This window comes from Chitinophaga sp. 22308, assembly GCF_052045305.1.
GTDB lineage: Bacteria > Bacteroidota > Bacteroidia > Chitinophagales > Chitinophagaceae > Chitinophaga > Chitinophaga varians_A.
In genome coordinates this window covers 524,766-538,129 of record NZ_JBQEOP010000003.1, presented here as the reverse complement: position 1 = coordinate 538,129, position 13,364 = coordinate 524,766, and the positions used below count along the sequence as shown (strand labels likewise).

Below are 13,364 nucleotides of genomic sequence, written 5' to 3'. Positions count from 1 at the left end.
ACTTTTTTATTTTAGTATAGATTTTATCCATACGTGCGAGGGGTGATTTATTTGTAAATTTGTAGGATTACAAAAACCAACAATTCAAAAAGCCAATCCATGTACGTAAAACAATTATACACCAATTGCCTGTCAGAAGCGGCATACTTCATTGAATCAGGGGGAGTGGCCGTGGTGATAGATCCGCTGAGGGATATCGATGTATACCTGGACCTTGCCAGAGAGCGTAATGCTGCCATCAAGTACATTTTTGAAACACACTTCCACGCTGACTTCGTGTCGGGCCATCTGGAACTGGCAAAAGCCACCGGCGCACAGATCGTGTTTGGCCCGGACGCTGAAACCGGCTTCGATGCGTACGTGGCAAAAGATAACGAAGAATTTGCCATTGGTGATGTGACCATTAAAGTGTTGCATACCCCTGGCCATACACTGGAATCGACCTGTTACCTGCTGCTGGACGCTAATAAGGCGCCGCATGCCGTTTTCACCGGTGATACCCTGTTCGTAGGCGATGTAGGCCGTCCTGATCTGTTCAGCGGCAATCTTACCAAGGAAGAGCTGGCAGGTTATCTGTTTGAATCACTGAATAGCAGGATCAAGACGCTGCCTGATAACGTGATCGTATATCCGGCGCATGGCCCCGGATCAGCCTGTGGTAAAAACCTCGGTCCGAACACCTACAGTACCATCGGAGAAGAGAAAAGCACTAACTATGCGCTGCTGGCGACTGACAAGGCCCAGTTCATCCAGGAGGTGACCAGTGGTTTAGCTACACCACCATCTTATTTCCCGATCAACGCAAAAATCAATAAGGAAGGTTACGATGCCCTGCAGGCTGTGATGGCAAAAGCGCTGCAACCGCTTTCTGTGGCTGCTTTCAAAGAAAAGAGCAAGGCCGGTGCCCTGATCCTCGATACCCGTCCGGCTGCTGAATTCGGCGACGGTTTTGTGCCAGAATCCATCAGCATCGGCCTGGAAGGCCGTTTCGCAGAATGGGCCGGCAGCCTGTTGCCTTTTGATCAGGAAATTATCCTGGTCACCACACCCGGTAAAGAGGAAGAAACAGTGGTAAGAATGGCGCGTGTAGGTTTCGAAAACGTGAACGGTTACCTCGAAGGTGGTTTCCCTGCATGGGAAGCAGCCGGTGAAGAAAGAGACATGATCATCACCGTAGAAGCAGATGAACTGGCGATGGACGTTCCGCATGATGAAAACCTCGTGATCGTGGACGTGCGCAAACCGGTAGAATACGCCAACGGACATATTAAAAATGCCCTCAGCCTGCCGCTGGGTGATATGATGGACCCTGCCAACCTCGCCGGCCTGGAAGAACATCAGAACCTGTATGTCCACTGCCAGGGCGGTTACCGCAGCATTATTGCCTGCTCTATCCTGAAGAGAGAAGGTATCCACAACCTGCGTAATGTAGATGGTGGTTTTGCCAAAATGAAAGATGAAAAAGGACTGGAGGTAGTGCAGGAAAAAAATGTGCTCAACTAAGCATTTTCCCATTACAGTATATCAAATATCAGCAGGCCGCAAGGGATTCCTTTGCGGCCTGCCTGTTTTATATAGATAAATAAAATAATATATACCACTGCAGCCATATTTCTCCCAAATCCTTTATTTACAGGGGCTTTCTTTCACACAGTCGTTATAGTTGTATCAATTTCTGATTGATTAACAATAAGTTAAACGAGAAAAAATTTTCTATTAGCACGTTATTTGTTATCTTCTGGGACTAAAACTTTCTAACCATGAATAGAAAATCCTTAGCACTCGCCCTTTTGATGGTGATGGGCGTCTTCTTCTTCGCCTGTAAGCCTTCGGACAGCAAGATCCAGCAGGCCGTTAATGAAAAACTGAGCACTATTCCCGGTATCACTGCTGAAGTGAAAGGCGGTGTGGTAACGCTGAACGGCGAAGTAACAGACGATGCCGCCAAAGCAGCAGCGGAAGAAGCCTTAAAAGGTGTTTCCGGTGTAAAATCTGTTACTAACAATATCACGGTGAAAGCGCCGGAACCAGCCCCGGCTCCGGTTACCATTAACCCCGACGACGTGCTGAAGAAAACCCTTGATTCTGCTTATGCCGCAGGCGGATTTTCTACAGTAACCGTTACCGTGGCCAATGGTGAAGTAACCCTGACTGGAGAAGCTAAAAAAAGCGATCTGCGTAAAATTATTCAGACGGCCCAGGAATCAAAGCCTAAGAAAGTCAACAACAATCTTAAATTGAAATAACCCTTTAAAAAATTACTGTCATGAGCTTACAGGATAAATACCAGGAACTGATCAGCCAGGCCAACAGCGCCGGCGTTACCAATTTACAGGTAAGGGAACAGGACAATGTACTGTACATCGACGGAGAGGCCACTGCAGCGGTGAAAGACCAACTGTGGAGCACCTACGAAAAGCTGGACCCCGAAATGCGTTCTGCTGATGTAGTAATGAATATCGCTGTTGCCGATGGTGGCGGTGGTGAACAGGTCTATGAAGTAAAATCCGGCGATAGTCTGAGTAAAATTGCGAAGAACTATCCCGGCGTTTCCTGGAAAGACATCTTCGAAGCAAACAAAGATCAGATCAAAGACCCCAACCTGATCTTCCCCGGACAGAAACTGAAAATACCCGGATGATAACGGGTGAGCGTATAAATGAAAAGGCCTGAGCTACTGCTCAGGCCTTTTCATTTATACGCTTGTTTCAGTGGTGCCAGGGTATTGATGTTTCCATCTTCTGTGGCTCCATACCCACACTTCGGGTTGTTCATGAATATTATTCTCCAGGAACCGCACAAAGGTTTCGGTGATTTTCCCAACGGGTTCCTTTTGCGGCTCTTCAAACATCAGCTTCAGGGTAGCGTGATAATAACCGCGCTTGGTTTTGCGGATATCCACAAACACCACGGGGATATCGTTTCTACGGGCTGCCATTTCAGGGCCTTTGTAGAAAGGCGTCATCTTGTTGAGGAACGGATACCAAAGGCAGCTCTTCGGATTACCGGGGTTCTGATCAGCCACCAGTGCAATCAGGTATTGTTTGTCAAGCCATGGCTTCATGCTGTTGGCCATATCATTGGCGGGGATAAGGATGGACCCGAATTTCTCCCGGAAATGGCGGAACATGCGGTCGGCCGGTTTGCTGCTGAGCGGCATATATACCACCAGAAAGGGGAAGGATACGCCCTGCATACAGAAGAGGTTGGCCCATTCCCAGTTGAAATTATGCCCCAGGTGCAGCTGACAGCTTTTTCCTTTGGCATACAGTTCATGCAGTACCGTCAGATCGCATACGAAGCGCTTTTGCAGCTGTGCTTTGCTCATGGTGAGCAGTTTGATGGTTTCCACCATCATATCGGTAAGGTTGCGGTAGTATTTTTTAGCCAGCAGTTTGATTTCTTCCGGCGACTTGTCGGGAAACGCCTGTTTCATATTGGCCAGCACTACTTGCTTCCGGTAGCCAAATACATGATACACCAGTGTATACAGTATATCACTGATGAAGTAGAGTACCGGGAATGGCAAGAAGGAAATACCGTAACAAAATACAAGAAGCAAATAGTACATATTCCTCTCTATCTAAACTTGAATACCCCGCAAAGGTAATGAAAACCAGTTGGTTGGCTTACAAGACAATATTTTGTACCAGTTCACATTTGTATGGATAGTCTGTATTGTAATGCAGGCCTCTGCTTTCTTTGCGGAAGGACGCGCCTTTTACGATCAGGTATGCGGCCGTGATCAGGTTACGCAGTTCGCACAATTGAGGCGACACTTCCGTTTTCTCGTAGAGTGCTTCCGTTTCTTCATGCAGCATATCCAGGCGGCGCAGGGCGCGGGCCAAACGTTCGTTGGTACGTACAATGCCCACATAGTCGCTCATGATCTGTTTCAGTTCTTTGAGACTTTGGGTAATAAGGATCATTTCCCGGGGGGCGGTAGTACCGCGTGCGTCCCAGTCCGGCACATTGTCCCGGTATTCCAGGGTATCTATTTTGCTGGTAGCGTCCATGAAGCAGCGATGGGCGAACACCATGGCTTCCAGCAGGGAGTTGGAGGCGAGGCGGTTGGCGCCATGCAGGCCGGTGCTGGCGCATTCGCCGCAGGCATACAGGTTCCGGATGGAGGTCTGGCCCCACTCGTTGGTTTTGATACCGCCGCAGCTGTAGTGTGCCGCAGGTTCTACCGGAATCATCTGTTTTTGTACGTCGATGCCGGCAGCTTTGCAGGTCTCGTAAATATTGGGAAAATGATGAATGAACTTTTCGATGTCCATATGCCGGCAGTCGAGATACACATGCTCGGTACCGGTGATCTTCATTTCACTGTCGATGGCGCGGGCCACGATATCACGAGGCGCCAGTGACAGGCGGGAATCGTACTTGTGCATGAAATCTTCGCCGTGGATATTACGGAGAATACCACCATCACCCCGTACAGCTTCCGTGATCAGGAAAGAAGGGTTGACACCCGGCTGATAAAAAGCCGTAGGATGGAACTGGATAAATTCCATGTTCTCGATACGGCCTTTGGCGCGGTACACCATGGCCACGCCGTCGCCTGTGGCGATGGTAGGGTTGGTGGTACTACGGTATACCTGCCCGTTGCCACCGGTGGCCAGCAGGGTAACTTTTGCCAGTATGGTTTCTATTTTTTTATTGTTGAGGTTGAGTACATAGACCCCATAACACTCGATATCCGGCGTGGATTTGGTGACCAGATAGCCCAGGTGGTGCTGGGTGATCAGGTCTACCACAAAGCAGTGGGTGACCAGTTTAATATTGGGACGGCGGTGAATAGCTTCCAGCAATGCGCGTTCAATCTCTTTACCGGTAATATCTTTATGATGGATCACCCTGAAAACGGAGTGCCCGCCTTCACGGCCGAGAGAAAAATCACCATCGGGTTTTTTGTCGAAGTTAGCGCCCCATTCAATGATTTCATTCACTCTTTCCGGGCCTTCCGTGACAACGATTTCCACGGTACGTTCGTTGCAAAGCCCGTCACCTGCGATCAGGGTATCTTCTATATGTTTTTCAAAGCTGTCGTTTTCCAAATCATTGACCACCGCCACGCCGCCCTGTGCATACTTGGTGTTGGTCTCATCTTCACGGCTTTTTGTGATAATGGTGATCGTTTTATCAGGGCATTGCTGAGATACTTTGAGTGCATAGGTCAAACCTGCAATCCCGGAACCGATGACAAGAAAATCTGTTTGCTGCATAGGCTACGAAATTACCGCTTTTTTGTTACCAATACCGGTGATTTTTGTCAGCGGCGGTAATACTGTACGGCGCCATAAACCAGTCCGGCCTGCGCCAGTCCATAGGTTAGCATGACCAGTTGTCCGCCTGCCGGCAGGGGATGGTAAAACCGGTTCAGGGCAATGAGCGAATCAGACAGAACAAACAGCACTGCGCCACCTACACAATACCAGGCCATCCGCTGATAGCGGAAATGGAAGGCATGTATCACGCTTTGCAGCATGATGGAGATCACCAGCGAATAAATGATCACCGGGATGAGCATATTACCGAGGTGAGGGATGAGGAAAAGGATATAACCGATGACTGCCGCGGCATTCAGAAATACCCAGTGATATTTGCAAAAGGGTACGGGTGGGTTGGAATATCGGATCGTCAGGAAAAAAATGATGTAAAAAATATGGCCGACAAGGAAACAGCCAAGTCCGGATAAGAACAGGTGGTCAAACATCAGCAGTACATCTCCCAGTAAGCACGACAGCATGGCGCCATACATCCAGGCTTTTTGTTTGGCCGGCATAGCTTCACCGGCTGTCAAAAAGTAAACGGCCAACAAGGGAACCAGCAGGGGCTTTGTAGCAAACCGAAGACTGTCCATGTTCAGGCTGATCAATACGAGATCGGCAAACAAAGTCAGGAAATACAGCGCTAACCATCCGGATTTGTTCATGAGTTGTGCAGGTTGTTATTACAAGATAACAAACTTTTTGCACAAACATCAGGTATTCAGCAGAATAAGAAACGTAGACCCGTTTCCGTTATTTCCGGGACTTAACACCTTCAACTGACCGCCATGCATTTGAATGATCTGTTGAGACAGACTGAGGCCGATGCCTGAACCGGTTTTTTTGGTTGTGAAGAAAGGAATAAAAATTTTGTTCATCGCTTCGGTGTCAATACCGGGGCCGTTGTCGGTGATTTCAATGCATACCTGTTGTACGTTGTTGAGGTACACTTTCATGTGGATACTGGCATTGTCTGTCTGTTCCAGTGCGTCCATAGCATTTTTTACCAGGTTGATCAATACCATCTGCAACTGGGATATATCGGCATGTATCTCCACGTTTTCCGCGTCCACTTCGAGTTGAAAATGAATGTCGGCCTGTTTCATGTCGGCCTGGAAAAGGCTGCTCACGGTAGATACGAGCGATTTGATGTTGACCTGCGTGAATTGTGGCTGCGGAAGGGTGGTGTAATCGCGGTAGGCGTTTACAAAGTTCATGATGCCTTTACTGCGGCTTTCCACTGTCAGCAGGGCCTCCCGGAGGTCATCAATACCTTCTCCGTTACCGGCGGTGGGAGCAATATCGAGATCCACGATTTCTTTCATGGTGCCAATGAGCGACACAATGGGGGTGACGGAGTTCATGATCTCATGTCGCAGTATTTTGGTCAGGTTCTGCCAGGCTTCCAGCTCTTTTTTCTGTAGTTCCGAGTGGATGTTCTGAATAGATATCAGTTTGATGAGACGTCCCTGCAAGCGCACGGTAGCGGCCTGGATGGACAGCTGTTGTTCCTGGCGGGTGGCGTACAGGATTTTGTTGCCGGAAGACAGCTCTGTCAATAGTTCAGCGAGACCGGGATGTACCGGTTTCAGTTCCGAAATATTGCGCAGTCGATAGATGCCAAGCAGGCGGAAGGCTGCGGGGTTGATCAGTTCTATCCGTCCTTCGGCATCAAAAGAAAACACGCCGATGCTGATATGCTGGATAATGGTATCGATGTATTTGAGATTGGCTTCTTTTTCAGCGCGGGTCTGGCGGAAGGCTTCCAGTACTTCGTTGAACTGATGATTGAGCATACGGAAGCTTTTGCCGAGTTGGTTATCAGCGCTGAAGCGGATAGAGAAATCTTCATACCGGATAGACTCGAGGAACAGGGTGAGTTTTCGATTGATCCTGTTGAGGTAATAGTAGATGCCGTAAATCTGCAGCAGTATCAAAGGGATGGTAAGGACTGCCAGCGGTGTCATGCCGCGCATATACAGCCATACCGCAGCGGCCAGTGAGATGGTGAGCAGCAGTATGCGAAGGATGATATTGACGCTGAAACGGTTCATGGTAGAGTAGTTTGCCGGGGCGGGCCCTGCAAACGGGAACTAAATATTGTATTTCTCAAGCCTTCTGTAAAGCGCCGCCCTGCTGAGGCCCAGTTCTTTAGCGGCTTCGGTGATATTTCCGTTGCACTTCTTCATGGCCTGGGTGATGATGGTGCGTTCCATTTCTTCCAGGTTGTAGCCGGTGTCCATCTGCGGGTCCTGTGTGTTGTTGTTTTTCACGAACACGTCTTTGGCCTGAAGTGTTTTGCCCTGTGAGAGGATAACGGCTCTTTCTATGGCGTGTTGCAATTCGCGGATGTTACCGGGCCATTCATATTTTTCCAGTTGCTGAATGAGTGATTCATGCAGGCTGTTGACCTGGCGCTTGTACCTTTCGCGGTACAGTTGCAGGAAATGTTCTGCCAGCGGCACGATATCTTCCTGGCGTTCGCGCAGGGGAGGCAGGTGTATTTCGATGGTATTGATGCGGTACAGCAGGTCCTGGCGGAAGAGGTGCTGGGCGGCCTGTTGCTGGATATTGCGGTTGGTGGCGCAGATCAGTCTAACGTCGATGGGTATACTCTTATTGGACCCTACTTTTGTCACTGATCTGTTTTGCAGTACGGTCAGTAGTTTGGCCTGAAAGGGGATGGATATATTGCCGATTTCATCGAGGAAGATAGTGCCGCCGGAGGCTTCTTCGAAGCGGCCGGCCCTGTCTTCGCGGGCGTCGGTGAAGGCGCCTTTCACATGTCCGAAAAGTTCGCTTTCGAAGAGTGTTTCGCTGATAGCGCCGAGGTCAACGCTGACGATCGGTTTGCTGCTGCGGTGTGACTGCTGGTGGATATGCCTGGCCAGCATGTCTTTGCCGGTGCCGTTTTCACCGAGAATGAGCACGTTGGCATCGGTGGCGGCCACCCGTGAAACGGTGTCAAACACGGCCTGCATAGCGGGGCTGTTGCCAACTATCAGGTTGCCGGTATTATGTACTACCGGCGGCTTGTCCAGCTTGGCCGCGCGTTTGTTATAGGCTGATTGTATGGTGGCCAGCAGTTTTTCATTTTCCCATGGTTTGAGCACAAAGTCCACTGCACCGGATTTAATGGCCCTTACCGCCATTTCCACATCGCCGTAGGCGGTAAACAGTACTACTGCGGTATCCGGCTTGATGTCGAGGATACGGTCCAGCCATTCAAACCCTTCCTTGCCGCTGCTCAGGTCACGGGTGAAGTTCATATCCAGCAGGATAACATCGTAGTCGAAGTTGGTGACCAGATAAGGTATCTTTTGCGGATTTTTTTCAAAATCCACCTGTTCAAAGTGCCGTTTCAGCAGCAGACGGGCTGCGCGCAATACATCAACATCGTCGTCAACGATCAGAATTTTTCCGGGTTGCATGGTGGTCATGGGTAAAAGGTGAATGCAACAATATTACAGAAAGATTTTTTACAAAAGCGCTTTATTTCCCGCTTTCCGAAAAGTGTCCGTTTATGAACACCGGTTGTCCGCCACAGGACATTTTTTAAGTACGGTTATCCGCTATGATGCTTGTTGGCAGGGTGTTTTGTCCTTTGGCATATGGATTGGAATTCCATGGGCACAAACTTTTTGGTAATTAACATGGACAGAAAAATAGAAAAGAAGTTCTGGAATAAAAAACGCATCCTGATGATCAGCGGAGGCGGTCTGGTAGCGCTGTTGTTAATATACACACTGATCTTTGCGGACCACCGGGCCACACTGAACGTGGAGAAGGACAAAATCACCATCTCCGCTGTCAAGAAAGGGACATTCGATGTATATATCGCTGTTACCGCTGTGGTGATGCCTTTGAAAACCATCCGTCTTGACGCCATCGAGGGCGGTTATGTAAGCCGTAAGTACCTGGAAGGCGGCAGCATGGTAAAAGAAGGGGATTCCATCCTGAAGCTGGACAACCAACATATGATGATGGAATTTGTGAACCATGAAACAGAGATCTACCGTTTACGGAACGAATTGCAGAATACCCGTCTGAATATCCGTCAGCAGGACTTCGTGATGCAGCAGACCATTTCGGACATTGATGCCAAGATCGATGCCGCGCAGGACCTTTATGACCGCAATAAGCAGCTGGTAGACGAAAAGATCGTCGCCCGCCAGGAATTCAACAAAAACAAGATAGAGCTGGAAGGTCTTAAGCGCCAGCGTGAGATCCAGTTGCAATCCCAGGCCTATCAGCGTGATAACGCCCGGCAGCAGATTTCACAACTGGAAGGAACGTTGTCCCGCACACAGCGTAACCTGGAGCTGATGAAACAAAACCTCAACAGCCTGATCGTACGGGCCCCGGTGTCTGGCCAGTTATCTTCCATTGATGTAGAGGTTGGCTCCAGCATTACCGCCGGCCAGAATATCGGCCAGATTGACGATCTAAACGGTTTTAAGTTGCGCGCAGATATTGACGAACACTACGTATCACAGGTATTCGCAGGGTTAAAAGCCACCTTTGAGTTTGACGGCAAATCATACGACATGGTGGTGACGAAAGTATATCCCGAAGTTAAAAGCGGTCGTTTTCAGGCAGATATGAATTTTGAAAAACAAACACCTGAAGGCATCCGCCGTGGTCAGTCCACCCCCATCCGGCTGGTACTGGGCAAATCACAGGAAGCGCTGTTATTGCCCCTTGGCGGATTCTTTTCCGACACCGGCGGCAACTGGGTATATGTGGTGGACCGCAGCGGGAAAAAGGCGGTTAAGCGTAATATCTCCCTTGGAAGAAAAAATCCTTTGTATTTTGAAGTACTGGAAGGGCTACAGCCGGGTGACCAGGTGATCACCTCTTCCTACGAGAACTTTGGCAACAAAGACGTACTGGCTTTCTAGCGATCATCCATTTTTATATAAACTAATGTAAAAACCATCATTCATTAAAGACAATCAAACGATATGATACGTACCGTTAACTTACAAAAGCTGTTCACAACAGAAGAAGTGGAAACAACCGCACTCAATGGGATCAACATGGAAGTGCAGGACGGAGAGTTTGTGGCCATCATGGGGCCGTCTGGTTGTGGTAAATCAACCTTGTTGAACATACTTGGGTTACTGGACAATCCCAGTGACGGTGAGTATCATTTCTGGGGAAAAGAAGTGGCGAGAATGAGCGAGCGCCAACGTGCACAGCTGCGCAAAGGCTCTATAGGATTCGTGTTCCAAAGCTTCAACCTGATTGATGAACTGACGGTTTATGAAAATGTAGAGTTGCCATTGTTATACCTGAAAGTGGCGCCGGCAGAAAGAAAACAGAAAGTAGAAGAGGTGCTGGAGCGGATGAATATTATGCATCGCCGTAACCACTTCCCGCAACAGCTGTCTGGTGGCCAGCAACAGCGTGTGGCCATCGCCCGCGCCGTAGTGGCCAAACCCAATCTGATCCTCGCGGATGAGCCCACCGGTAACCTCGATTCCTCCAACGGCGAAGAAGTGATGAAGCTGTTGCAGGAACTCAATAATGCCGGTACTACGCTGATCATGGTGACTCACTCACCTTACGATGCCGGGTTCGCACACCGTATCATCAATTTATTTGACGGACGGGTAGTGACTGAGAATATAAAGGAACAGTTTCACGTGTGATTTTTTTCTTCCGCCATTCTAAAATTACCGCATTATGTTCCGGAACTATTTCAAGATCGCCATTCGTCATTTACAACGGCATAAATTTCTCACTGCCATCAACATTTGTGGGTTGGCAGTGGGAATGGCCTGTTGTATCATCATCGTGCTGTATGTACGGGACGAGCTGAGCTTTGACCGGTTCCATCACAAAGCGGATAACATTTACCGCCTTACCAAGATAGAAACTAATACGGCCAATGGCACCATGGACTACGGGGCGTCAATCCAGTTTCCCGTTGGCCCGGCGCTTAAAAAGGAGATCAGCGGCATCAGGGATGCTGTCAGGATATTCACTTCCAACACTACGTTGTTTACCCAGGGAGACAAGAAGATACTGGAAGAACATTCCGGTTATGCCGATGCCTCTTTTTTTCAGATGTTTGATTTTCCGCTGCTGGAGGGTGATCCTGCCACTGCGCTGAAAGACCCCTATACAGTAGTACTCACCGCCAGTGCTGCTAAAAGATATTTTGGTCAGCAATCGCCTATCGGCAAAACGCTTAAAGTAGACAATAACTATACCTGTACTGTTACCGGCGTAGCACAGGATATGCCGGCCAATACAGATCTCCGGATGGATATCATTCAGTCTTTTTCCACCCTTATGAGCCGGCATAAAACATGGGAAAAGCTATGGTTCATGTTCAGTAGTAACGTAACCTATGTACAACTGGCCGACGGCACCGACCCTAAAAAAATGGAGCCGTTGCTGAAAGACTTTGTTAAACTACACATCGGCCGTATTATCGAAAAGTACGACGTTCATTTTTCCCTGGAGCTACAGCCTCTACAGCACGTTCATTTACGTCCGGAAGGTGACAAGGGGGGAACCGACAATATGATGGCAATCCGTCTCTACGTCGCTATCGCTGTATTTATTGTATTAATAGCCTGTATCAATTTCATGAACCTGACTACCGCGCGGGGCCATGAAAGGGCAAAGGAAGTGGGATTGCGCAAAGTGCTGGGAGCAGAAAGGCAACATCTTGCGTTCCAGTTTTTGGCAGAGTCAGTCCTGATCAGCTTTTTGTCGCTCGTAGCCGCGTTGATACTGGTATTGATTTTCCTGCCGTTATTCAACGGTATTACCGGAAAATCCCTGCGGTTATTTACTTCCACAAACAGTTTTATTTACGGTGGGTTGCTGGGGCTGGCAGCTATAGTAGGCTTGCTGGCAGGCAGTTATCCTGCCTTATACCTGTCGGGATTGATGCCCGTCAGGGTATTAAAGGGGCGGTTTATGGCGGCGGCCACCAGGTCGTTCGTCCGCCGGGCGCTCGTAGTATCGCAATTTGCGATAGCTGTGATATTGATCATTGCCACCACCGTAGTGTATACACAGCTACGTTTCTGGCAACAAAAAAATCTTGGTTTTGATAAAGAACACTTGGTCAATATATACGTCGATGGTCTTGATACGGTGTCCAGGGCGCAACTGCTGAAAGAGGCATTGAAGGAGTTGCCCGGTGTGCAGCAGGCATCACTGAGCAACTTCCTGATAGGCACAGGTATTCAGGTGGATTGCCCTATAGGCATGGCGGGCGGCTCAGACAAAGAAGCTTTTGTAGCCAGTGTAATCAACGGAGATCATGACCTGCTGAAGACCACCGGCATCAGGCTGATCGCCGGCAGGGATTTTGATCCTGCGATGGCCACAGATTCTACTGACGCTTTTATTGTCAACCGGGCCGCTGTCAGGAGATTGGGGTTGACAGACCCTATCGGCAAACGTATTGAGTGGCGGCCGGGCCATTTGGTTAAACAAGGAAGGATCATCGGCGTCACAGAAGATTTTAACTTCCGTTCCCTTCATTACCAGATTGACCCCGTGATATATCAGATAAGGCCGCAGGATGCACAAGTGCTGACTGTCAGGCTTGCGCGGGGGAACCATCTTGCCCAGCTGGCAAGTGTTGAGAAGGTATGGAATAAGCTGGTTCCTGATAACCCTCTCAACTATTCTTTTGTACAACAGGACCTGCAGTCGCAATACACCAGTGAGCGAGCCATGGGACAGATCTTCGGCATTTTCGCCAGCCTGGCTGTGTTTATTGCCTGTATCGGTTTGCTGGGGCTGTCTATGCTGATAGCCCGGCAACGCACCAAAGAAATAGGCATCCGTAAAGTACTGGGGGCGTCGGTGGTACATGTCTCTGCGCTGCTATCGCAGGATTTCCTGAAACAGGTGCTGGCGGGTATTGTTATTGGCGTGCCGGTAGCCTGGTTCTGTATGGAGCAATGGCTGCATCATTTTGCTTTCAGGATACACCTGTACTGGTGGATGTTTGCCCTTACCGCTCTTATTGTTATCCTGATCGCCCTGTTTACCGTGAGTATTCAGTCTGTAAAGGCTGCGCTCATGAATCCGGTAAAATCATTGAGGACTGAATAATTT

11 protein-coding genes are annotated in these 13,364 nt (G+C 49.0%); 6 read left to right on the top strand and 5 right to left on the bottom strand.

Annotated features, from left to right (window positions below):
• Positions 1–99 precede the first annotated feature (99 nt).
• The 3 genes from ACTJJS_RS13935 (at position 100) to ACTJJS_RS13925 (ending at position 2,641) form a co-directional block, all read left to right on the top strand.
• A complete protein-coding gene (locus tag ACTJJS_RS13935; protein WP_440664147.1) occupies positions 100–1,503 on the top strand; it encodes an MBL fold metallo-hydrolase in 1,404 nt (467 codons plus the stop codon).
• Positions 1,504–1,760: 257 nt separating this feature from the next.
• On the top strand, positions 1,761–2,246 hold the full coding sequence (locus ACTJJS_RS13930; protein ID WP_168871072.1) for a BON domain-containing protein: 486 nt from the start codon (positions 1,761–1,763) through the stop codon (positions 2,244–2,246).
• 20 nt (positions 2,247–2,266) lie between these two features.
• The gene (locus tag ACTJJS_RS13925) at positions 2,267–2,641 is read left to right on the top strand and encodes a LysM peptidoglycan-binding domain-containing protein (protein WP_168871073.1); all 375 of its coding nucleotides are present in this window, start codon (positions 2,267–2,269) and stop codon (positions 2,639–2,641) included.
• 54 nt (positions 2,642–2,695) lie between these two features.
• Here ACTJJS_RS13925 and ACTJJS_RS13920 read toward each other — a convergent pair whose 3' ends face one another.
• Genes ACTJJS_RS13920 through ACTJJS_RS13900 form a run of 5 tightly spaced genes read right to left on the bottom strand, consistent with a single transcriptional unit; the run spans position 2,696 to position 8,713 of the window.
• Positions 2,696–3,571: a lysophospholipid acyltransferase family protein gene (locus ACTJJS_RS13920; protein WP_440664145.1), complete on the bottom strand. Its 876-nt coding sequence runs from the start codon at positions 3,569–3,571 to the stop codon at positions 2,696–2,698.
• Between the two features lie 58 nt (positions 3,572–3,629).
• Entirely contained in the window at positions 3,630–5,228 is a 1,599-nt protein-coding gene (nadB, locus tag ACTJJS_RS13915) for an L-aspartate oxidase (RefSeq protein ID WP_440664143.1), read from the bottom strand.
• 47 nt (positions 5,229–5,275) lie between these two features.
• Positions 5,276–5,938, bottom strand: coding sequence for a lysoplasmalogenase (locus ACTJJS_RS13910; protein ID WP_440664142.1), 663 nt, complete (start codon positions 5,936–5,938; stop codon positions 5,276–5,278).
• A gap of 48 nt (positions 5,939–5,986) precedes the next feature.
• On the bottom strand, positions 5,987–7,327 hold the full coding sequence (locus ACTJJS_RS13905; protein WP_168871077.1) for a sensor histidine kinase: 1,341 nt from the start codon (positions 7,325–7,327) through the stop codon (positions 5,987–5,989).
• A 39-nt stretch (positions 7,328–7,366) separates the two neighbouring features.
• Entirely contained in the window at positions 7,367–8,713 is a 1,347-nt protein-coding gene (locus ACTJJS_RS13900) for a sigma-54-dependent transcriptional regulator (protein WP_211092583.1), read from the bottom strand.
• Between the two features lie 213 nt (positions 8,714–8,926).
• On the opposite strand from ACTJJS_RS13900, the gene ACTJJS_RS13895 reads away from it, so the two are divergent.
• The 3 genes from ACTJJS_RS13895 to ACTJJS_RS13885 all read left to right on the top strand — a co-directional run bounded on the left by ACTJJS_RS13895 (position 8,927) and on the right by ACTJJS_RS13885 (position 13,361).
• Entirely contained in the window at positions 8,927–10,174 is a 1,248-nt protein-coding gene (locus ACTJJS_RS13895) for an efflux RND transporter periplasmic adaptor subunit (protein WP_168871078.1), read from the top strand.
• A 63-nt stretch (positions 10,175–10,237) separates the two neighbouring features.
• Positions 10,238–10,927, top strand: a complete 690-nt coding sequence (locus ACTJJS_RS13890) for an ABC transporter ATP-binding protein (protein ID WP_168808079.1) — start codon at positions 10,238–10,240, stop codon at positions 10,925–10,927.
• A 34-nt stretch (positions 10,928–10,961) separates the two neighbouring features.
• Positions 10,962–13,361, top strand: coding sequence for an ABC transporter permease (locus tag ACTJJS_RS13885; RefSeq protein WP_440664140.1), 2,400 nt, complete (start codon positions 10,962–10,964; stop codon positions 13,359–13,361).
• Positions 13,362–13,364: the final 3 nt, after the last annotated feature.